Source organism: Nonomuraea sp. NEAU-A123 (assembly GCF_018603905.1).
In the GTDB taxonomy this organism is placed as follows: Bacteria; Actinomycetota; Actinomycetes; order Streptosporangiales; family Streptosporangiaceae; genus Nonomuraea.
Genome location: NZ_JAHFZZ010000001.1, coordinates 19,418 through 38,550, shown reverse-complemented (window position 1 = coordinate 38,550; position 19,133 = coordinate 19,418). Strand labels below are relative to the sequence as shown.

Genomic DNA, 19,133 nt, shown 5'->3' with positions numbered 1-19,133 from the left:
TCCCTCAAAGCTCGTAACGCCGCATGACCGGCACCGCGACCCGTTCGAGCAGCCAGGCCAGCACCACCCAGCCCGTACGACGCCGCCACGGCAGATGCCCGACGTGCACGGCCCGATACTCGATCTCCGGCACCCCGCCACGCAGCCGCTTGAACTCCCCCGCACCAGCACTGTCGTTGACCGCGAGCCCCTCGTCCACAGCGATCTGATAGACCAGCGCGCTCAGCATCCGGTACAGCCCGACCTGCTGCGGCAGCGCGGTGTCGTACCCGAAGATCGGCGTGGTCAGCGTCCCGTCACGGTGGAAGTAGCCGAGCACCCCGGAGATCCGCCCGTCCTTGGCCAGCGCCCAGTAGGTGATCGTCCCCGCCCGCATGGTCTCGCGGACGAACCGCTCGGTGAACTGCGGATTGTTCCGCGAGTATTTATCCAGATAAAGCAGGTTATAGAGCTCGACCACCCGAGCCGCGTCATCCTCGCCCGGCCGCACCACCTCATACCCCCGGCGCTCGATCAGCCGCAGATCACGCCGCCACTTCTTGCGCTGCCGGGCCCCCTGCTCCCCCGGCCGCACCAGGTAGACCCGCCGCCCGGGCACCATCACACAGCCGTCGATCCGCCGGTTCACCGAGCAGAACCCGACGGCGTGCCCGGGAAACCGCTCGCGCAGGAACCGGATGGCGGCCTGCTCGTGGGCGGGCTCGATCGCCGGATAGAGGTTCGTGGACAGCAGCCAGTTGTTGACCAGCACCACCCGGTCCAGCTCCGACCACCGGCACAGCGCCCCCAGCGCGGACAGCGCCGCCGCCAGCACCGCGCGCAGCACCCCGCTACGGAGCACGCGCAGCTCCTCACCGGCATAGGTCACATAGTGCGTGTACGGCGAGCACACCCACGCGTTCCCCTGCTCACCGTCGTTGACCGACACCGGCAGCACCACCCGCCCGTCCACGAGCAGGACCCCGTAGGTCGTGGCCACATTGCCGACGAACGCCTCGGTCCCGCTCTCGACCAGCGGCACCAGGTAGTCCCGCGCGTAGGCGCCATCCTCGGTCTCGGGCCAGGGCAGCTCGCCGAGGTTGTCCTTCGTGTACAGCTCGGCCTTCACCGACCGTTCCACTCGATGTCGTACGTCGAGCACTCGATCAGCGACCGTCGCGTCCACAGCGAACGGATCCAGTTCTCCCACAGCACCCCGAACTGCGCCACGAACGGCCCCCGATCGCCCTTCACCGCGATCACGTCGTCAGCGGACGACACCACGCTCGCCCACCGGCGCAACTCCGGCCAGGACCGCACACCGGCCAGCCCGAAGCCGAGCATCGCCAGCCCGATCATCGCCCGCGCGCCGGGCGCGGGCCGCAGCGGCTCGTCCGGCAGATCACCGAGCAACACCCCGGCCAGCTCGTCGCCCAGAAGATGCACCCCGCTGGTGGCCCGCGGATTGCACTCCATCGGCACCACCCGGTCGCCGGCCATGAAATCGAAGGCGATCTGCCCGCTGAACTTGGCCCGCTCCACGAACCGCGTCACCCAGGCATCCACCTCGGCATGCTCCACCGGCTCAAAACTGACACAAGCCCCGGAAGCCGTGAACTCCACCGCATAGGCGGCATGAGCCACCACCCTGCCCTTGACGGCCACGGAGTACGTGCAGATCTGCTCCCCGCCGAGCAACTCCTGAGCCACCCAGGGCCCCTCATCCACCCTTAACCCGATATTTCCCCGCACCACCTGCACCTTCGTACCAAAGCGCGAAAAAACCGGCTTCAGAATGAAGGGGCGTGGGATCCCCACCAGGTCGTCCTGCGACGTCACCAGCACCGTCTCCGGCACCGGCAGCCCGAACCCCCTCGCGAGCTGGACGAACTCCCACTTGCTGTGCAACGCCCGCAGCGTCCCGAGTGGCTCGGCCAGCACCTCGCAGTGCAGCCGCTTCCGCCCCCGGGCGACCCAGAAGATCTCCTCGCAGGTGGGCACGACCAGCCGCACGCCCTCCAGCGTGACGATGTCGGCCAGCGCGTCGGTGAACGCCTCGGGGGCCCGGTTGGGCGGCGGCACCCGATGGCTCACCGCCACCGCCGCGGACCGCGCGCAGAGCTGCGCCCGCGAGCTCTCGGCCACCACCACCCGCGCGCCCGACCTGGCGAACTTCCTGGCCAGGTCCAACGCCACAGGGGCCCGCCCACCGGTGATCAACACAGTCACGCTCACCAGCCGCAGAATACGCGTGAGGGGCACGGCGGTGCCGTGCCCCTCACCGGAAAAGACTCAGACGCAGGCGGCCCGCACCACGTCGGCCAGCCGGCCCGCGACCTCGGAGGCATGCTCCTCGGACGAAGCCTCGACCATCACGCGGATCATCGGCTCGGTGCCGCTGGGCCTGATCAGCACCCTGCCGGTCTCGCCCAGCTCCTTCTCCGCCAGCGCCACGGCCTCGGTGAGCTCGGGCACCGACGCCTTGCCCCGGTCCACGTCCTTGACGTTGATCAGAATCTGCGGCAGCGGTGTCATCACCGTGGCCAGCTCGCGCAGCGACTTGCCCGACCGGGCCACGACCGAGAGCAGGTGCAGCGAGGTGAGCAGACCGTCTCCGGTGGTGGCGTGGTCGAGCATGATGACGTGTCCCGACTGCTCGCCACCGAGGTTGTAGCCGCCGGACTTCATGCGTTCCAGCACGTAGCGGTCGCCCACCGCAGTCTCCACCACGTTGATGCCCGTGTCGCGCATGGCCAGCTTGAAGCCCAGGTTGGACATCACGGTCGCGACCACGGTGTCCTTGGCCAGCGTGCCCTCGGCGTGCATGTCGGCCGCGAGGATCGCCATGATCTGGTCGCCGTCGATGATCGCACCGGTGTGGTCGACCGCCAGGCAGCGGTCGGCGTCGCCGTCGTAGGCGATGCCGAGGTCGGCGCCGCGCGAGACGACGACCTGCTGCAGCTTGGGCAGGTGGGTGGAGCCGTAGCCGGCGTTGATGTTGAGGCCGTCTGGCCGCGCGCCGATCGCCTCCACCCTGGCTCCGGACCGCACCAGCGCCTCGGGGGCGACCATGTGGGCCGCGCCGTGAGCGCAGTCGACGACGATGTCCAGCCCGTCGAGCCGGCCGCTGACGGTGGTCAGCACATGGGAGATGTAGCGGTCGGCCTCACCGTACGCGTCGCGGACCCGGCCCACGGCGGAGCCGACGGGAAAGGTCCAGTCCTCGCCGAGCCGTCGCTCGATCTCGTCCTCGACCGCGTCGGACAGCTTGAAGCCGCCGCGGGCCAGGAACTTGATGCCGTTGTCCGGCGCGGGGTTGTGCGACGCCGACAGCATGACGCCGATGTCGGCGCCGAGTGCGGCGGTGAGGTAGGCGACGGCCGGGGTGGGCAGCACGCCGAGGCGCAGCACATCCACTCCGGACGACGCAAGGCCGGCGACCACGGCGGCCTCGAGGAACTCCCCCGAGGCACGCGGGTCCCGGCCTACGACGGCCACAGGACGACGTCCTGTGGCCGAGAACGCGCCCGCATCGCCGAGGACGTGAGCCGCCGCGACCGAAAGGTCCATGGCGAGCTCCGCCGTGAGATCGCGACCAGCGACCCCACGAACCCCGTCGGTGCCGAAAAGGCGCGCCAATTTAGCGCTTGCTGTACTGCGGAGCCTTACGGGCCTTCTTGAGACCGTACTTCTTCCGCTCCGTGGCGCGGGCGTCACGGGTGAGGAAGCCGGCCTTCTTCAGAGGCGCTCGGTTGACCTCGACATCAAGGGCCGTCAGCGCACGGGACAGGCCCATGCGGAGCGCGCCGGCCTGGCCGGTCACGCCGCCACCGTCGATGCGCGCGATGACGTCGAACGCCTCTTCGGCGCCGAGCACCACGAAGGGCTCGTTGACGATCTGCTGGTGGACCTTGTTGGGGAAGTAGACGTCCAGCGAACGACCGTTGATCGTCCACTTGCCGGTGCCGGGGACGATGCGCACGCGGGCGATCGCCTCCTTCCGGCGGCCGGTTCCGTACGAGTTGCCCGTGGTGACGGGCTTACGCACGGGAGCGTCAGCGCTGGCGGTGGACTCGGTGGTGTACTCGGAAGGGAACTCCTCGCCGGAGAAGCCTTCCACCTCGGCCTCGACGGCCGTCTCGACACCGGTGGGCTCAGCCACGGTTCTCCTCTAAATCTTTCGGAAACTACTGGGCGATCTGGGTGATCTCGAACGGCACCGGCTGCTGGGCCTGGTGCGGGTGCTCGGACCCCGCGTAGACCTTCAGCTTCTTGGCCATCTTCCGGCCGAGGGAGTTCTTCGGCAGCATGCCCTTGACGGCCTTCTCGACGGCCTTGTCCGGCCGCTTGTCCATGAGCTCGCCATAACTGACGGAACGCAGACCGCCCGGGTAACCCGAGTGACGGTAGGCCTTCTTCTGCTCACGCTTGTTGCCGGTAAGCGCGATCTTCTCCGCGTTGATGACGACAACGAAGTCACCGGTGTCGACATGGTTGGCGAAGATCGGCTTGTGCTTGCCGCGGAGCAGGATCGCGACGTGGCTGGCCAGCCGGCCCAGCACGACATCGGTCGCGTCGATGACGTACCACTGACGCTGGACGTCGGCGGGCTTCGGTGAGTACGTGCGCACGGTCGTAGCCTTCTTATGCTCGCGTCTTCGGCGCTGTCGGAAGCGACAGCTCTAGGGTCGGTCGGTGCGGGCACACGACGGCCCGGACCTTCCGTCTCCCCGCCCGATGGGCTGATGATGGGAGATGACGCCGGACGCGCCGCGCATTGGTCACGCTGGACCTATGCACACAACGATTGATTAGGCTACCCGCACTTAAGGGTGCTGGTCAAAAGACCGGTAACCCGAGGTCGAGTCTACCTGACACAGAACGGTTCGATTTCGGTTCCCTGGGATCCCTTCTTTCCCAGGACCAGACATCTCTATCGTTGGCTGTGGCATGTGGCACAACTCTCACACCCGGCACACCCAGCGGAGCGCACGGCGCCGGAACCATCTGGGGGTGCTCGCCTGCCTCATGGCGGTCCTCTTCACGGGCGTGTTGATCGGGCGGATGACCGACGAGGCGGAGCCCGCCGGCCACATCTACCTCAACGAGACGGCCCCGCCCGCCGCCGCGGCCAAGGTCACCGCCACCCCCAAACCCAAGAAGGCGCAGCCGTACGCCGGGCGCATCGCCAGGGAGACCACCACCGGGATCCCGCGCGGCCGGGCCAGCATGCGGCCCACCAAGAGCCCGGACAAGAACACGGTGCCCGGCTACACCGCGGAGGACCCCACGCGGGTGCTCGGCGAGCAGACCGTCGAGGTGTCGCCGGCGATGGCGGCCAAGGTCGTCAGCCTCACCAACCGCGCCAGGGTCAAGCGCGGCTGCGGCCCGCTCCGGACGGACGCGAGGCTGACCCGCTCGGCCCGCGCGCACTCCATCGAGATGGCCGAGAGCGGCCGCTTCACCCATGACTCCCCCGACGGCTCCTCACCGTGGGACCGGATGGAGCGCGCCGGCTACCGCATGGGCGCCGCCGAGAACATCGGCCGCGGCTACACCTCGCCGGAAGAGGCGGTCCGCGGCTGGCTCGACAGCGCCGACCACCGCCAGAACATCCTCAACTGCCGCATCGAGTCCATCGGCGTCGGCGTGGTGGCCGGTCCGGGCGGACCTTGGTGGACCCAGGACTTCGGTTATTCATGACCGCCTTCACGGTAATGTCGCCGCATGGGTTTTCCCGACGAACGTGACACCAGCACGGAGAGCACCCCCCGCCGTTCTCGCAGGGCCCGTGACGCGGCCGAATCCGGCGGCACCCGCAACCCCTTCGAGCCGGTCGCGGCGGCCAACTCTCCCCGCAAGGCCAAGGCCAAGGACCCGGTGGCGGCCGAGCCGACTGCCGAGCCGGTGCGGCGCAGCACGACCTGGAGCCCCTATGACGAGGGCAAACGCTCGCGGGGACCGCTCTGGTTCACGCTCGGCGGCCTCGCGGTGCTCGGCGTGCTCGTCGCGGGCCTCGTGGTGATGTTCAAGTCGGGCGACTCCCAGCAGGCACAGACTGAGGCGGCCCGCCGCACCTCCGCGCCGCTGCCGTCGGCGCCTCCCGGCAAGTACAGCTACGCGGCCGAGCGCAAGACCGACCCCGACCCGCTCACGGTCAAGGAGCTCTTCGCGGCCAAGAAGGTCACCGTCGCCGGCCGCTCCTACACGATGACGACCACCAGCAAGGTCAAGAAGTGCGCCGACGGGGTCATCGGCGGCAAGATCCAGAAGGCCCTCAAAGCCGGCAAGTGCACGCAGATCATCCGCGCCACCTTCCGCGACAAGGCCGGCAAGGTGATGGGCACGGTCGGCGTGGCCAACCTCAAGTCCACCAAGACCGCGACCAAGGTGCGGTCGGTCGGCAGCAAGACCGACTACGTCAAGCCGCTGGCCGGCAAGGACTCGCTCACCAAGAGCCTGGGCACCGGCAGCGGCGGCACGCAGATCTGGATGCACGGCCACTACGCCGTCATGATCTGGTTCCAGAACAAGGACGGCAGCAAGCCCGACAAGAAGGGGCAGAAGAAGCTCTTCCAGGCGGTCGACGACATCACCAAGGCCACCGTCTTCAAGGCCCTCGACGCCCGCACGCTGACCGGCCACTCGGGCGCATAAACGCCCTTAAACCCCTTCATAAGTACTCAAATAGCATCGCTGATCCAGTCGGGAACGCCCATACCGGCATAACGATCTCGCGACTCTCGCTAGGCTCCCCCTTATGCGTGGCCAGGAACCTGGGTCTGAGAACGATCGTAGGGAATCCGACGGCTCGGCCGCACCGGCGACGCCACCGCCGAGCTTCGGCCAGCCCATTCAATATCCCGAGTCACGGGCGTCCCAAGAGGCGCCCGGGTCCAATCAAGCATCGCCGGCTCCGTCCGAACCGGGCACGGGCCCCGATTCCGGCTCTGACAGCGCCGGTTATAGCGATGCCAGTTATGACCGTGCCGATGACGACGGCTCCGAAACCCGTCCGGGCGGCCATTCGCCGTTCAGCCCTGCTCCCATGGCGGAAAGGCTGCCTGCTTTCCCAGGTACGCCGGATGCCGAGCAGACAGTGACCGGGGCATCGGCCTTCGACGCGTCGGCCGAGTGGCAACCGTTCGAACCACAGCCGGCGGACCCGGCATCGGCCGAGGCCGAGGACCAGTCCGACCTGCCCGGCCTGCCGGCCTTCCCCGGCGCGCAGCCGTGGGAGGTGGCCGGCGACGACGCCGCCCCGTACGACTGGTTCGCCGACCCTCAGGGGCCGCCCCGCCCCATGCGCGGCCGCCTGCCCCGCAACCTCGGCGCCCAGCCCGGCACCCCGTCCCCCTCCCCGCGGCCTCCCGGCGGCCCCCAGGCCACCGGCTCCGGACCGCCAGGACAGCCGACCGCACCGGAGCCGGGCGCGCAGACACCTGGCGCCCAGCCCGGCGCTCAGCCCCCGTCGCAGCCCGGCGCGCCGCTGCCTGGTGCTCAACCTTCATGGCAGCCCACCGCACCCGAACCGGGCGCGCAGGCATCCGGCGCCCAGCCTTCGCGGCCGGCCGCGGAGCCGGAACCAGACCCCCCGGCACCCGGCCAGTCCGGCGTCCCGTGGTCGCCGTCGAGCGGCCCGTGGCCCGCGCCCGTCCCGGAGGAGCCCGCCACCTGGGCGGTCGATCCTGTGGTGCCCGGCGCGCCGGCGTGGGAGCCGCCGCCGGCCTTCACCGCCGCGGCCGCGGGCATGCAGGTATGGCCCGCGCCCGTCTCCGACCCGCCCGCCATGCCGCCCTGGCCCGCCGCCACGGGCGAGCTCACCGTGGAGCCGGACCTCGACGACGCGGCAGACCAGACGTCCCCTTGGAGTGTCCTGTCGGAGAGTTCGGAGCCACCGGACGACGCCCCCACCTTTCCGGGCGGCCTCATCCCGCCCGCCGCCCCCGCGTCCGGCGACTCCAGCGCCAAGCGGTCCGTATACGGCGGCCCCACCACCAAGGGCCCCGCATTCGGAGAGCCCGCACCCGACTACGAAGAGGACGACCCCTCGGAGGACGCCGAGGACTTCCAGACCGACCCGAACCTGACCGCCCCGCACTCCTTCGACGCGAGGGGCGCGTCCGCCCGGCCCTTCGGCGAATCCGGCTTCGACGCGAACACCACCGCACCTGACTTCGACGCGAACACGACCGCGCCCGGGTTCGACGCGACCACTCCGGCCACCTCCGCCCCCACCACCCCAGCGCGCGCCTTCGACCCCAGCGCCCGAACGCATGCCTTCGACACGGGCCCGGCTCCGTCCGCGTTCGACCCGCACTCCCCCTCCGCCGGACACCCGGTAGAGCCCAGCGATGTCCCGGTCTGGCCCCCGCTCCCCCACGGCGGACCCGAGCAGGAGAGCCGGGTCCCCGACCTCCCCTTCGAGGTATGGGGCCAGAAACCCACTCCGGCCCTGTCCCTGCCGCCGGGGTCGCAGGACCGCCCCACGCCGCCGCAGGGCCTGCCCGTCACCTACGGGCAAGGGCCGTTCAAGCAGTCGCCGTTCCAGGCGACCCCGCCCGCCAGCGTCCCACCCGGCAAGCCGGCGGGCCGGAAGGCGCTCTTCATCACCCTGGGCGTACTGGCGCTGGCAGGCGTCGCCACAGGCGGTTTCTTCGCCTACAAGTCGGTGAGCGCGCCGGCCCCGCCCGCCTCCACGACGGTCGCCAAGGAGCCGTCGACGACGGCACCCCCCACCATCGTCAGCACCGACTCGACCACGACCCCGGTCGTCCCGGCCACCTCGGTCCTCAACTCCGAAGAGACCGACCCGCGCAAGATGTCGCTCTCCGAGGCGTTCCCGCAGAAGAAGATCGAAGCGGGTGGCGCCGTGTTCTCCAAGGTCAAGACCGACATGACGTCAAGCTGCGAGAAGGCCGCCTCCGGTCCCTTCGCCGACGCGCTGCGCGACCAGAAGTGCAGCCGGATCGTACGAGCGACCTATGTCGACGCCAAGCGCCGCTACGCCGTGACGACCGGCATCGCCGTGCTGCCGACCAAAGAGGCGGCCATGAGCGCCGACAAGGCCAAGAACCTCGGCCGCAACATCTGGTTCCGCGGCCTCCCCTCGGCGGCCGGCACGGGCGGCGAACGAGTGGAGATCGCCGGCGGCTACGCGGCGGGCCTGGTCTGGGGCCGGTACATCGTCTTCAGCTACGCCACGTACGCCGACGGCCACACGCCCGGCACCAAGGAGAAGACACTCGGCAAGGTCAGCGGCGCCTTCCGCGACCAGACCTCACAGGTCCTGGAACGCCGCCTCACCACCGACTGACCGATCACGGCTACGGCTGGTCGGTCAGTCGGTGGCGGGCGGAACATCGCCCAACGTACGGACACGCCGGGTCGCGAGGGCGCGCTCGGCGAGTTCCGCGTCCGGCGGGTAGCTCACCTCTTCCAGACACAGGCCGTGCGCGGGCGCCACGTGCACCCCGGAGTCCCGCACGGCCCGCGTCAGCACCTGGCCCGGCCACTCCATGGGCCGGCGCCCGTCGGCCGCCGACAAGAGCGACCCGACCAGCGACCGCACCATCGAATGGCAGAACGCGTCGGCGACCACGGTGGCGACCAGCACCCCGTCGCCCTCCCGCACCCAGTCGAGCCGTTGCAGCCGCCGGATCGTGGTGGCCCCCTCGCGCTTCTTGCAGAAGGCGGCGAAGTCGTGCTCACCGAGCAGGTGTCCGGCCGCCGCGTTCAGCGCGCCGAGGTCCAGCGGGCGGTTGTGCCAGACCACCTCCCGGCGTCGCAACGGATCCACCCCGCCGGGCGCGTCACTCACCCGGTACGCGTACCGGCGGGACAACGCGGAGAAACGCGCGTCAAAGCCCTCAGGAGCCACGGAGACCCGATGAACCCGCACATCCGACCCCAGCACCCCAGCCAGCCGCCGCAACAGCGTAGCGAGCCGCTCATCCACGTCCAGACCCCCTACGACATTCCCCGACACCGGGCCTGTCAGCGCAGAGCCAGTCGACGCCGGGTCGGTCGGCACGGGGCCGGTCGGCACAGAGCCATCTGACACCGGGCCAGTCGACGTGGGGCCGTCAGAGGGGAAGGTCGCTGAAGGTTCGCGGACGGCGGATCGCCGGTGGTTGCGGTCGAGGGCGGACAGCGCCTCCACCGGGAGATCCACGTGCGCCACCTGCCCGCGCGCGTGCACCCCGGCATCCGTACGCCCGGCTACGGTCAGCGCCGGCGGCTCGGTCAGCCGCAGGATCCGGCCGAGCGCCTGCTCGATCTCCCCCTGGACCGTACGCAGCCCCGGCTGCCTGGCCCACCCGGAGAAATCCGTCCCGTCGTAGCCGAGATCAAGGCGGAGCCGTACCACGATCACCCTCCCCAGACCACCTGAAACGCGAATGGGCCCGAACCCCCACAAGAGGGATCCGAGCCCGATTCAACCGACCTGACGGATCAGGCCTCGTCCTTCTTCGTCTCGCCAGCCTCAGCGGCCTCCGCGGCGGGGGCCTCGGGGGCCTCGTCCGACGCGGCGGTCTCGGCAGCAGGCTCCTCAATCGGCGCCTCGGTCTCAGCGGCGGGAGCGGCAGCGGCGGCCGGGGCCTCCGAGCGCGAGACGCGCACCGGGTTCAGGGGCTCGGTCACCAGCTCGATCACTGCCATGGGAGCGTTGTCACCCTTACGGGCGCCAATCTTGGTGATCCGGGTGTAACCACCCGGACGCTCCGCGAACGTCACCGCGAGCTCCGTGAAGAGGTGGTGGACGACGCCCTTGTCCTTGACGACCGTCAGCACCTGGCGACGGTTGTGGATGTCGCCCTTCTTCGCCTTGGTGATCAGGCGCTCCGCCAGCGGACGGACGCGCTTGGCCTTGGCGACCGTGGTGCGGATCTTGCCGTGGCGGAACAGGTCCGTGGCGAGGTTCGCCAGGATCAGCCGCTCGTGCGCCGGGCTGCCGCCAAGACGTGCACCCTTGGGAGGCTTGGGCATTGCGTTCTCCTTGTGAGTTAACCCGCCCCGGCCGTACCAGGTACCGAAGTCGGGCCGGGTCGCAGTCGCTCTTGCGACCCGTTACTGTCGCCCGCGCCGGGCGGCTGAGCCGTCCGGCGCGGGGGTTCGCGAGGAAGAGCCCTCGCGATGGCTTAGTACTGCTCGGTCTCGACGTACGCGCTGTCGTCGTCGTCGTAACCGGCGCCCGCCACCGCGCTCGGGTCGAACCCGGGCGGGGAGTCCTTGAGCGCCAGCGTCATCTCGTGCAGCTTCTGCTTGACTTCTTCGATCGACTTGGCGCCGAAATTCCTTATATCGAGAAGGTCCTGCTCGCTGCGGGCGACGAGCTCACCCACGGTGTGGATGCCCTCGCGCTTGAGGCAGTTGTACGAGCGAACGGTGAGGTTCAGCTCCTCGATCGGCAGCGCCAGGTCGGCGGCCAGGGCGGCGTCGGTCGGCGACGGGCCGATGTCGATGCCCTCGGCCTCGACGTTGAGCTCGCGGGCCAGGCCGAAGAGCTCGACGAGGGTCTTACCGGCGGAGGCCACCGCGTCGCGGGGCTTCATGGCCGGCTTGGTCTCGACGTCCAGGATCAGGCGGTCGAAGTCGGTACGCTGCTCGACTCGGGTCGCCTCGACCTTGTAGGTGACCTTGAGCACCGGGGAGTAGATCGAGTCGATCGGAATGCGACCGATCTCCTGGCCCGGCTGCTTGTTCTGGGCGGCGGAGACGTAACCGCGACCGCGCTCGACGGTCAGCTCCATCTCCAGCTTCGCCTTGCCGTTGAGCGTGGCGATGCGCAGCTCGGGGTTGTGCACCTCGACACCGGCCGGAGGCGCGATGTCGGCGGCGGTGACCTCACCCGGGCCCTGCTTGCGCAGGTACATCACGACCGGCTCGTCGTGCTCGGACGAGACGACCAGTTCCTTGAGGTTGAGGATGATGTCGGTGACGTCTTCCTTGACCCCGGGAACGGTCGAGAACTCGTGCAGCACGCCCTCGATCCGGATGCTCGTCACGGCCGCGCCCGGAATGGACGACAGCAGCGTGCGGCGGACCGAGTTGCCGATGGTGTAGCCGAAACCCGGCTCCAGCGGCTCGATGACGAATCGGGATCGGGTGTCGTCGATCGACTCTTCGAGAAGAGTCGGGCGCTGAGCGATCAGCATGCGGGTTCTCCCCTTTTCGTGTGGCGCCCGCTATATGACGCCACTCCGATAAAAGCTTAGTTGAGGCGCGGCGAACCGCACCTCAACCACTACTGCTTACTTCGAGTAGTACTCGACGATCAGCTGTTCCTGAACCTGGGTGTCGATCTGCTGGCGGACCGGCAGCTGGTGGATCAGGACGCGGATCTTGTCCGGCACGACGCCGAGCCACGGCGGGACCGAGCGCTCGCCGGCGGTGGCGCGAGCCACCTCGTACGGCAGCAGGTTGCGCTTGGTCTCGCGGACCTCGATGATGTCGTGCTCGCGCACACGGTACGACGGGATGTCGACCTTCTTGCCGTTGACCAGGAAGTGCCCGTGACGGACCTGCTGGCGAGCGGCGTCGCGCGACTGGGCGAACCCGGCGCGGTAGACCACGTTGTCGAGACGGCTCTCCAGAATCTGGAGCAGCGCCTCACCGGTCTTGCCGCTCTTGCGAGAGGCTTCCTCGTAGTAGTTGTGGAACTGCTTCTCGAGGACGCCGTAGATGCGGCGGGTCTTCTGCTTCTCACGAAGCTGAAGCTGGTACTCGGACTCCTTGGGACGTCCGCGGCCGTGCTCACCCGGAGGGTAAGGACGGATCTCGATGGGGCACTTCGCGGACTCGCACTTGCTGCCCTTGAGGAAGAGCTTGGTCTTCTCCCGGCGGCAGAGCTTGCAGTCCGCACCCGTATAACGAGCCATTTCTCAGTTTCTCCTGGGTGTCAGACGCGGCGGCGCTTCGGCGGACGGCAGCCGTTGTGCGGAACCGGGGTGACGTCCTGGATCGAGCCCACTTCGAGCCCGGTGGCCTGAAGGGAACGGATCGCGGTCTCACGGCCGGAGCCGGGGCCCTTGACGAAGACGTCGACCTTACGCATGCCGTGCTCCATGGCGCGGCGGGCGGCGTTCTCGGCGGCCATCTGAGCGGCGAACGGGGTGGACTTCCGGGAGCCCTTGAAACCCACGTGGCCGGCGCTGGCCCAGGAGATCACGTTCCCACTGGGGTCGGTGATCGAAACGATCGTGTTGTTGAACGTGCTCTTGATATGGGCGTGCCCATGAGCGACGTTCTTCTTTTCCTTGCGGCGCACCTTCTTGGGCGCACCCTGACGGCTCTTAGGAGGCATCCTTTGCCTTCACTCCTGAGGTGTTCGGTCCCGCGGCTGCGAGGACTACTTCTTACCGGGCTTCTTCTTGCCGGCCACGGTCTTCTTCTTGCCCTTGCGGGTGCGCGCGTTGGTCTGGGTGCGCTGACCGTGGACAGGCAGGCCCTTGCGGTGCCGGATGCCCTGGTAGCAACCAATCTCGATCTTGCGACGAATGTCGGCCTGAACCTCGCGGCGCAGGTCACCTTCGATCTTGAAGTTCGCCTCGATGTAGTCACGCATCGGGACGAGTTCGGCGTCGGTGAGCTGATGGACGCGGGTGTCGCCGCTGACGCCGGTGGCCTCGAGGACCTCCAGCGCACGGGTACGGCCGATTCCGTAAATGTAGGTGAGAGCGATCTCCAGCCGCTTTTCGCGGGGGAGGTCGACGCCAACCAGGCGAGCCATGGTCGGGCATTCTCCTTCGTTGTGGCGGAGGTCTTGCGCCTCACGTCCCCTCCCCATGCCCGGGGTGAGGGCCCCGGCCTCCGACCGGGGGTCTCCTGGGTGGTACGGCCTGGAAACAGGCCGCCTGCTCAGGTGTGACGCGCGATTACTGTTGCAGGCTTCTCATGCGTCGAGCCCGCTCCCGTGCTGGGGCGGACTCGGAGAAGCCTTGCGGCGACTAACCCTGACGCTGCTTGTGGCGCAGGTTGTCGCAGATCACCATGACGCGACCGTGCCGGCGGATCACCTTGCACTTGTCGCAGATCTTCTTAACGCTCGGCTTTACCTTCATTGTCCTTCGTGTTCCTCAGACGTCTTACTTGTATCGGTAGACGATCCGCCCACGACTCAGGTCGTAGGGGCTCAGTTCCACGACTACCCGGTCGTCAGGCAGGATCCGGATGTAGTGCATCCGCATCCGTCCGCTGATGTGGGCCAGGACCTTATGGCCGTTGTCAAGCTGCACCCTGAACATGGCGTTCGGGAGCGACTCGACCACAGTGCCCTCGATCTCGATGGCGCCGTCTTTTTTGGCCAAAATTCCTCGCGTTTCACTGATCGATCGTCTGAGGCTCCGGTTCACTAAGCAGCCGCGACCTCACGCTTCGAAGAGAGCGGCGACCGGCAACGGGCGCCGACGCGTGATAGTCATAGTGAGCCGAGTAAGGAGTGTACGACACCTGAGACTAAAACGCGAAACGCGTGCCAGGTGTCCTGACACAACCACGAGTGAGTTTACCCCATCCTTGTAGTCCTGGCGCCCGCGACAGCACGAAGGCCCGCCGGGGTAACCGGCGGGCCTCGTGCTGGTCAGCACACCTCCTGGGATGAAGCTCCCCTGATGCGCTTAGAAGACGTCGTGGTAGCTGCCGCAGCCGCTGTTCCGCGTGTCACCCTCGCACACGCGGATCTGGAAGTCCCGCTTGAAGCGGATGCCCTCGAAGTGACGGCGGTCGTCGGAGCGGTACCAGTTGCGGTGGAAGTTGCCGTGGCTGTCGTAGTACTTGAACCACACGTAGCTGTAGTCGCCGTCGTTGTGGTGACGGTCGTACAGATCGCCGTAGAAGTAGTAGTTGCCGCCGCGCTTCTGCCAGTAGCCCCTGAAGTACGACTCGTGGCCGCCGTTCTCGGAGCCGTTGGAGAAGTAGGGACCGAAGAAGTGCTTCGGAGCGGCCTGGACGCTCTGCGCCTGAGCGGCGGTAGCGGCGTCGGCCTGGGCGGCGGGAGCGATGGCCAGCGCTCCGGCGACCATCGATCCTGCGAGAGCGGTGCCGGCGAGCAGGTTACGGATACGCACTGTGTCCTCCTGTAAGACGGTTCCCCGTACCGGACTGGGACTGCTCGGGTCAGTCCCTTTTTGTCCGGGCACCGCTTACGTTATGGAGGTCATGTCCGGCCTTCTGCGGACGAATGCACACAGTGCACTACTACACACTCAACGGTGCTTTTGCCCACTTCCGAAGATGGTGCTCATCAGCAGAATCACGCCCCAGGGGCCCATCACCCACAGCGGCCAGGGATAGACCGCGTGCCCGGAGGTGATGCTCACGATCAGCCAGATCACCCAGTTGATCGAGCTCGCCGCGGCCCACGCCCCCCAGGCCGCGCGCATCCCCGAGTGCATGCCGCTCTTGGGCGCCGGGGCGGTGCCGGGCAGCTTGGCGGGCGGGTTGCGCAGGTCCACGTCCGGCAGGTCGGAGGTCAGCCGGGCCAGCTCACCGTACGTCTTGCTCTGGTAGAGCTGTTCGAGGCGTTCGTTGAACTCGTCCATCGTGATGCGGCCCTGCGCGGTGTGCTCCCGGAGCACGGCGGCCACCCGATCGCGGTCGACGTCCGAGGCACGCATCTCGGGGCTCTGCGCCATACCCACCACTCCCGGCTCGTTCTACGGCTGCGCCAAGCGCTCTTTGCCCCCATCGAGGGCGGTAAGCACCCAAGGACCATTATGTGTCACCGCGACGCTGTGTTCGAAGTGTGCGGACTGCTTACCGTCGATCGTCACGACGGTCCAATCGTCGGCCAGTACGCGCGTGCGCTCCGTGCCCAGGTTGACCATGGGCTCGATGGCCAGGCACATCCCGGCCTCCAGCACCGGCCCCTTGCCGGGGCGGCCGTGGTTGGCGATCCACGGGTCCATGTGCATCTCGGTGCCGATGCCGTGCCCGCCGTACTCCGGAGGGATGCCGAAGCGGCCCTGCGACTTGACGTAGCGCTCCACCTCGTACCCGATGTCCGACAGATGCCGGCCGACGGTCAGCGCGGCGATGCCGTGCCACATCGCCTCCTCGGTGATCCGCATCAGCTCGGTGAGCTTCGCGTCCACCTCCCCCACCGGCACCGTGACCGCGGAGTCGCCGTGCCAGCCGTCGAGGATGGCGCCGCAGTCGATGGAGATGACGTCGCCCTCGCGCAGCGCGCGGGCGTCCGTCGGGATGCCGTGCACCACTTCCTCGTTGACCGAGGCGCAGATCGTGGCGGGGAACCCCTGGTAGCCCTTGAACGACGGGATCGCGCCCTCGTCCCTGATCGCCTTCTCGGCGATGGCGTCGAGGTCCAGGGGCGTCATCCCCGGCTCGACCGAACGCTTCAGCAGGTCGAGCGTGCGTCCGACCACCAGACCGGCCGCTCGCATCTTGTCGAGTTGCTCGGCCGTCTTGATCTGAATTCCATGCTTGTTCTTCTTGAACACGTGTGGCACCCCCCGGGGTCTCAACGGGCAGTCGTGGGAGACCAATTCCCCCACAATAGCCGCGAGGTGGCACGGAAATCCGTGCCACCTCCGCACTCGGCCATCGGGCCTACCCCATGAAAGGGCTGATTGCCTCCATGGCCCGCTGGGTGACCTCCTCGACCGGGCCGGTCGCGTCAACACCCACGAGGATGCCCTCGTCCGCGTAATAGGACACCAGCGGCGCTGTCTGCTCCTGGTAGACCTCCAGGCGGTGCCTGACGGTCTCTTCCTTGTCGTCGTCACGCTGGAACAGCGTGCCGCCACAGGCGTCGCACCTGTCGTCCTTCTTGTCGTCGAACTCGACGTGCCAGATGCGACCGCACTGGCTGCAGGTGCGACGGCCGGCCAGCCGCCTGACCACCTCGTCGTCGTCCACCACGAGCTCCAGGACCAGGTCGAGCGCCTGGCCCCATTCCTTCAGCATGTCGCGCAGGATCTCGGCCTGAGCGACGTTCCTGGGGAAGCCGTCGAGCAGGAAACCGTCCTGCGCGTCGTCCTCGGCGAGGCGATCACGGACCATGGCGATGGTGACCTTGTCGGGCACCAGGTCGCCACGGTCCATATAAGCCTTGGCGAGCTTGCCGAGCTCCGTGCCCCCTGAGACGTTGGCACGGAAGATGTCACCTGTCGAGATCTTCGGGATTGACAGGTTCGACGCGATGTACTGGGCCTGTGTCCCCTTACCCGCTCCGGGGGGCCCGACTAGAACGAGACGCACTACCGCAGGAAGCCTTCGTAATTACGCTGCTGCAACTGGCTCTCGATCTGCTTCACGGTGTCCAGGCCGACGCCAACCATGATCAGAATGCTCGTCCCTCCGAACGGGAAGTTCTGGCTCGCTCCGGCCACCGCGAGCGCGACGATCGGGATCATGGCGATCAGACCCAGATAGAGAGCGCCAGGGGCGGTCAGGCGGGTGAGCACAAAACTCAGGTAGCCAGCCGTCGGCCGGCCCGGACGGATGCCCGGAATGAACCCACCGTACTTCTTCATGTTGTCGGCGACTTCAGTGGGGTTGAAGGTGATGGACACGTAGAAGTAGGTGAAGAACACGATCAGGACGAAGAACGTGATCATGTAGACGGGCGTGTCGCCCTTGGTGAGGTTTCGAGAGATCCACTCCACGACCGCGTTCGGAGTCTCCGCGTTGGCGAAGAGCGAGGTCAGGAGCTGCGGCAGATAGAGCAGCGAGGACGCGAAGATGACCGGGATGATGCCGGCCTGGTTGACCTTCAACGGGATGTAGGTGGACGTGCCGCCGTACATCCTGCGCCCGACCATCCGCTTGGCGTACTGGACCGGAATGCGGCGCTGCGCCTGTTCGACGAAGACCACGGCGGCGATCATGAAGACGCCGACCACCATGACGACCGTGAAGGTGAACTTGTTGGCCTGGAAGATGCTGGCCAGCTCGGACGGGAAGACTGCGACGACCTGCGTGAAGATCAGGATCGACATGCCGTTGCCCACACCACGGTCGGTGATGAGCTCGCCCAGCCACATGATCACCGAGGTGCCGGCCGTCATGATGACGACCATGGTGATGATCATGAAGATGTTGTCGGGGTCAAGCAGGACGTCCTTGTCGCAACCCTGGAAGAGCTGACCGGAGCGCGCCAGCGCGATGAACGCCGTCGACTGCAGAATGCCCAGACCGATCGTCAGATAACGCGTATATTGGGTGATCTTCGTCTGACCGGCCTGCCCCTCCTTCTTGAGGGCTTCGAGGCGTGGGATCACAACGACGAGGAGTTGAAGGATGATGCTCGCGGTGATGTAAGGCATGATGCCCAGCGCGAACACCGACAGCTTCAGGAGCGCGCCGCCGCTGAACAGCTGCACCATCCCGTAGATATTGCCGTTTTCACCATTGCGGACCTGATCAAAACAGGACGCAAGGTTCTGGACGTGAACGCCCGGAGTCGGAAGAACCGAGCCGAGACGGAACAGCGCGATGATGCCCAGAGTGAAGAGCAACTTCTTGCGCAGGTCCGGCGTCCGGAACGCCCGGGTAAACGCGGTCAGCACGGTCCCTCCTGCGCGCCTATAAGGCGGTGTGAGTATGCGATGGTGCGGGGATCTGCCATCAGAAGTCTCTGGTAAAACGAGCCGGACAGAAGCCTGCCGTCTCGCGAACTCTAACGCACTACGGGCGTGGGGGCCCATGGACAGAGCCCCCACGCCTCGTAATAGCTCTTACAGCTCGGTAACGGAACCCCCAGCAGCGGCGATCTTCTCCTTCGCAGCGGACGAGAAGGCGTGAGCCTGCACGTTCACCGCGACCGAGATCTCGCCGGTGCCAAGCACCTTCACCAGCTGGTTCTTGCGGACAGCACCCTTGGCGACCAGCGTCTCGACGGTGACATCGCCACCGTCGGGGAACAACTCGCCGAGCCTGTCCAGATTGACGACCTGGTAGGTCGTCTTGAACAGCGCGTTGGAGAAGCCCTTGAGCTTCGGCAGACGCCTCTGCAGCGGCACCTGGCCACCCTCGAAACCGAGGGGGACGTTCGTGCGGGCACGGCTGCCCTTGGTGCCGCGACCGGACGTCTTACCCTTGGACGCCTCGCCACGGCCCTTGCGGACCTTGGCCTTGTTGGAGCCAGGGGCCGGACGCAAATCGTGAATCTTGAGCGGAGCCTTGTCAGTCAT

General features: G+C 67.6%; 22 protein-coding genes. 3 read left to right on the top strand and 19 right to left on the bottom strand.

Features of this window, described 5'->3' with window-relative positions; genetic code table 11:
- Nucleotides 1–4 precede the first annotated feature (4 nt).
- The 5 genes from KLK06_RS62145 to rplM are packed head-to-tail and all read right to left on the bottom strand — an operon-like array spanning nucleotide 5 to nucleotide 4,610.
- Nucleotides 5–1,108, bottom strand: a complete 1,104-nt coding sequence (locus KLK06_RS62145; RefSeq protein WP_214633203.1) for a GNAT family N-acetyltransferase — start codon at nucleotides 1,106–1,108, stop codon at nucleotides 5–7.
- Entirely contained in the window at nucleotides 1,105–2,214 is a 1,110-nt protein-coding gene (locus KLK06_RS00240; protein WP_214633202.1) for an ATP-grasp domain-containing protein, read from the bottom strand. Before KLK06_RS00240 ends, KLK06_RS62145 begins: the two co-directional genes overlap by 4 nt.
- A gap of 57 nt (nucleotides 2,215–2,271) precedes the next feature.
- The gene (gene glmM / locus KLK06_RS00235) at nucleotides 2,272–3,618 is read right to left on the bottom strand and encodes a phosphoglucosamine mutase (protein WP_214633201.1); all 1,347 of its coding nucleotides are present in this window, start codon (nucleotides 3,616–3,618) and stop codon (nucleotides 2,272–2,274) included.
- Nucleotide 3,619: 1 nt separating this feature from the next.
- Nucleotides 3,620–4,141, bottom strand: coding sequence for a 30S ribosomal protein S9 (gene rpsI, locus KLK06_RS00230; protein WP_214633200.1), 522 nt, complete (start codon nucleotides 4,139–4,141; stop codon nucleotides 3,620–3,622).
- Nucleotides 4,142–4,166: 25 nt separating this feature from the next.
- Nucleotides 4,167–4,610, bottom strand: a complete 444-nt coding sequence (gene rplM, locus KLK06_RS00225; RefSeq protein ID WP_214633199.1) for a 50S ribosomal protein L13 — start codon at nucleotides 4,608–4,610, stop codon at nucleotides 4,167–4,169.
- A 319-nt stretch (nucleotides 4,611–4,929) separates the two neighbouring features.
- On the opposite strand from rplM, the gene KLK06_RS00220 reads away from it, so the two are divergent.
- The 3 genes from KLK06_RS00220 (at nucleotide 4,930) to KLK06_RS61235 (ending at nucleotide 9,295) form a co-directional block, all read left to right on the top strand.
- Nucleotides 4,930–5,682 (top strand): CAP domain-containing protein, encoded by a 753-nt coding sequence (locus KLK06_RS00220; RefSeq protein ID WP_214633198.1) that lies wholly within the window; start codon nucleotides 4,930–4,932, stop codon nucleotides 5,680–5,682.
- A 24-nt stretch (nucleotides 5,683–5,706) separates the two neighbouring features.
- Nucleotides 5,707–6,636, top strand: coding sequence for a hypothetical protein (locus tag KLK06_RS00215; RefSeq protein ID WP_214633197.1), 930 nt, complete (start codon nucleotides 5,707–5,709; stop codon nucleotides 6,634–6,636).
- A 442-nt stretch (nucleotides 6,637–7,078) separates the two neighbouring features.
- Nucleotides 7,079–9,295 carry a hypothetical protein gene (locus KLK06_RS61235; RefSeq protein ID WP_214633196.1) on the top strand — a complete coding sequence of 739 codons (2,217 nt, stop codon included), beginning with the start codon at nucleotides 7,079–7,081 and terminating at the stop codon, nucleotides 9,293–9,295.
- A gap of 24 nt (nucleotides 9,296–9,319) precedes the next feature.
- Here the strand turns inward: KLK06_RS61235 and KLK06_RS59445 are convergent, their stop codons facing one another.
- The 14 genes from KLK06_RS59445 to rplO all read right to left on the bottom strand — a co-directional run bounded on the left by KLK06_RS59445 (nucleotide 9,320) and on the right by rplO (nucleotide 19,133).
- Nucleotides 9,320–10,348 (bottom strand): tRNA pseudouridine synthase A, encoded by a 1,029-nt coding sequence (locus KLK06_RS59445; RefSeq protein WP_308168039.1) that lies wholly within the window; start codon nucleotides 10,346–10,348, stop codon nucleotides 9,320–9,322.
- An 86-nt stretch (nucleotides 10,349–10,434) separates the two neighbouring features.
- Nucleotides 10,435–10,968 carry a 50S ribosomal protein L17 gene (gene rplQ / locus KLK06_RS00195; protein ID WP_214633195.1) on the bottom strand — a complete coding sequence of 178 codons (534 nt, stop codon included), beginning with the start codon at nucleotides 10,966–10,968 and terminating at the stop codon, nucleotides 10,435–10,437.
- Between the two features lie 152 nt (nucleotides 10,969–11,120).
- On the bottom strand, nucleotides 11,121–12,137 hold the full coding sequence (locus tag KLK06_RS00190; protein ID WP_214633194.1) for a DNA-directed RNA polymerase subunit alpha: 1,017 nt from the start codon (nucleotides 12,135–12,137) through the stop codon (nucleotides 11,121–11,123).
- Between the two features lie 96 nt (nucleotides 12,138–12,233).
- The gene (rpsD, locus tag KLK06_RS00185) at nucleotides 12,234–12,860 is read right to left on the bottom strand and encodes a 30S ribosomal protein S4 (protein WP_214633193.1); all 627 of its coding nucleotides are present in this window, start codon (nucleotides 12,858–12,860) and stop codon (nucleotides 12,234–12,236) included.
- 20 nt (nucleotides 12,861–12,880) lie between these two features.
- Nucleotides 12,881–13,285, bottom strand: coding sequence for a 30S ribosomal protein S11 (gene rpsK, locus KLK06_RS00180; RefSeq protein ID WP_012887860.1), 405 nt, complete (start codon nucleotides 13,283–13,285; stop codon nucleotides 12,881–12,883).
- 45 nt (nucleotides 13,286–13,330) lie between these two features.
- Complete coding sequence (gene rpsM / locus KLK06_RS00175; RefSeq protein ID WP_214633192.1) at nucleotides 13,331–13,711, bottom strand: 30S ribosomal protein S13; 381 nt, start codon at nucleotides 13,709–13,711, stop codon at nucleotides 13,331–13,333.
- A gap of 217 nt (nucleotides 13,712–13,928) precedes the next feature.
- Nucleotides 13,929–14,042: a 50S ribosomal protein L36 gene (rpmJ, locus tag KLK06_RS00170; protein WP_003956441.1), complete on the bottom strand. Its 114-nt coding sequence runs from the start codon at nucleotides 14,040–14,042 to the stop codon at nucleotides 13,929–13,931.
- A 24-nt stretch (nucleotides 14,043–14,066) separates the two neighbouring features.
- Complete coding sequence (gene infA / locus KLK06_RS00165) at nucleotides 14,067–14,288, bottom strand: translation initiation factor IF-1 (RefSeq protein WP_012887858.1); 222 nt, start codon at nucleotides 14,286–14,288, stop codon at nucleotides 14,067–14,069.
- Between the two features lie 309 nt (nucleotides 14,289–14,597).
- The gene (locus tag KLK06_RS00160) at nucleotides 14,598–15,047 is read right to left on the bottom strand and encodes a hypothetical protein (RefSeq protein ID WP_214633191.1); all 450 of its coding nucleotides are present in this window, start codon (nucleotides 15,045–15,047) and stop codon (nucleotides 14,598–14,600) included.
- A 138-nt stretch (nucleotides 15,048–15,185) separates the two neighbouring features.
- Nucleotides 15,186–15,614: a DUF1707 domain-containing protein gene (locus KLK06_RS00155; RefSeq protein WP_214633190.1), complete on the bottom strand. Its 429-nt coding sequence runs from the start codon at nucleotides 15,612–15,614 to the stop codon at nucleotides 15,186–15,188.
- 21 nt (nucleotides 15,615–15,635) lie between these two features.
- Entirely contained in the window at nucleotides 15,636–16,439 is an 804-nt protein-coding gene (map, locus tag KLK06_RS00150; RefSeq protein WP_214633189.1) for a type I methionyl aminopeptidase, read from the bottom strand.
- Between the two features lie 109 nt (nucleotides 16,440–16,548).
- A complete protein-coding gene (locus KLK06_RS00145; protein ID WP_214633188.1) occupies nucleotides 16,549–17,199 on the bottom strand; it encodes an adenylate kinase in 651 nt (216 codons plus the stop codon).
- Nucleotides 17,199–18,647 (bottom strand): preprotein translocase subunit SecY, encoded by a 1,449-nt coding sequence (secY, locus tag KLK06_RS00140; protein ID WP_374197092.1) that lies wholly within the window; start codon nucleotides 18,645–18,647, stop codon nucleotides 17,199–17,201. Before secY ends, KLK06_RS00145 begins: the two co-directional genes overlap by 1 nt.
- A 30-nt stretch (nucleotides 18,648–18,677) precedes the next feature.
- Nucleotides 18,678–19,133, bottom strand: a complete 456-nt coding sequence (gene rplO, locus KLK06_RS00135; protein WP_214633186.1) for a 50S ribosomal protein L15 — start codon at nucleotides 19,131–19,133, stop codon at nucleotides 18,678–18,680.